1 protein-coding gene is annotated in these 1,423 nt (G+C 40.2%); it reads right to left on the bottom strand.

Going from position 1 to position 1,423, the window contains the following annotated elements:
* Window positions 1-575: 575 nt before the first annotated feature.
* The gene (locus AC4II3_RS32715) at window positions 576-896 is read right to left on the bottom strand and encodes a hypothetical protein (RefSeq protein ID WP_488016811.1); all 321 of its coding nucleotides are present in this window, start codon (window positions 894-896) and stop codon (window positions 576-578) included.
* Between the last annotated feature and the right edge of the window lie 527 nt (window positions 897-1,423).

The raw sequence follows: 1,423 nt of genomic DNA on the forward strand, positions 1-1,423 counted from the left end.
GGATAACAATCGCTCCGAAACCTGATTTAACCGTCCCGTCGCCACTCCGCCAGCTCCTGATTTTTCCCCTCCTGGGAGGGGTTAGGGGTGGGTTCCCTACACCCATCACCCCACACCCCACACCCCGTAAAGCTTTTAAGGCTGTTTGTCACCCCGTCAGGTGTGGAGGGGCTGCATCAAGACAGATTCAAATTTTATCACTGATCCGAAGTTCCCTTCCCCCCTTACTAAGGCAGTAGGGGGGATTCCTATTACCTACCTTTACAGGTTAATTTTAAAGTTGGTGGAAGATCTGGTATCAATAAAAAACGCACCTTATTTTGAATCAAAGTGCGAATAAAGCTATTTTAATAGTAGATATCAGCTGCCAAGTTTTATCAAATTATTTGGCTTTTACAGCTTACAGTTGTTAGCAAGTAGCTACTAGAACTAGAAGATTTGGTTTAAACTGGTTGTTGTGAAATTTTTTTTGTTTTAATTATTGATTGTATTAAGGCGGGAGTTACTAGTAAGGTACTGCTGATCTTGCTGATAAGCTGATCTTGCTGATCAGACGAACAATTTACATCAAAAATTTACACCAGCATGATGTCTGTTGAAGAATTTTTAGAGGTGATGGTTTCACGTTCAACGGTCATGTCTGACCCAGAGGAGTTTTCAGAACACTTTACCGATAGTTCCTCTGTGAGCATCAGTTGTTCATCTTGCCAAATCTCTTCTAGTTTCTCCCAAGACGAAGAAGAAGAAGAAGAAAAGGTAGGCAGAGCAAAAGCACAAGCTTTCCAGGTAGCTCTGACAGGCACCCCAAGTTGTTGACACATACCCCCTCGTCGTCCTTCTGACTGATAATACCGACAAAAACGACAACTAGATATAGGTAAATTCAATGTTTTCATGATAACTCTTTGTTCAGGAAAAATTTATATCCTCTTCACATTTAATTCTGCTACCTCCTACCTCAGCTTGTTATAGATAGCAAGTTGTTGACCAGCCTAGGTTATAGCCATATCGTTAGCCCCTAAAGCTTTAATATTTTTTTAATACTTTTGTTACAAATAGATACAATTTCTTTTACAAAAAGTCACAAAAAAAGGTGGATTCTGAAAGAATTGGCTTGTTTTATACCAAAACCCCATAGGGATCAAGCAAAAAAAAACACCAAAAGTATATTTAGATACTTAATTTATCCCAATTAACTTATGAAAAAGTATCAGTTCAGTGTTATAAAAATCAAGGGTCAGTCAGGGAGACTCACTGGCTTTTAGCTTCCACAGCCAAATTAGCCCTACCTCTTATACCAAAGTCTTAGAGCAAATTTAAAACCTTTTCTTGATTCAAAGCACGAGTGCTGGAAACCACACAACTTCCTCAGGTGTGGGGTGTGGGGTGTGGGGTGTGGGGTGTGGGGGTACAGACAAGCGAT

This window comes from Moorena sp. (assembly GCF_982860115.1).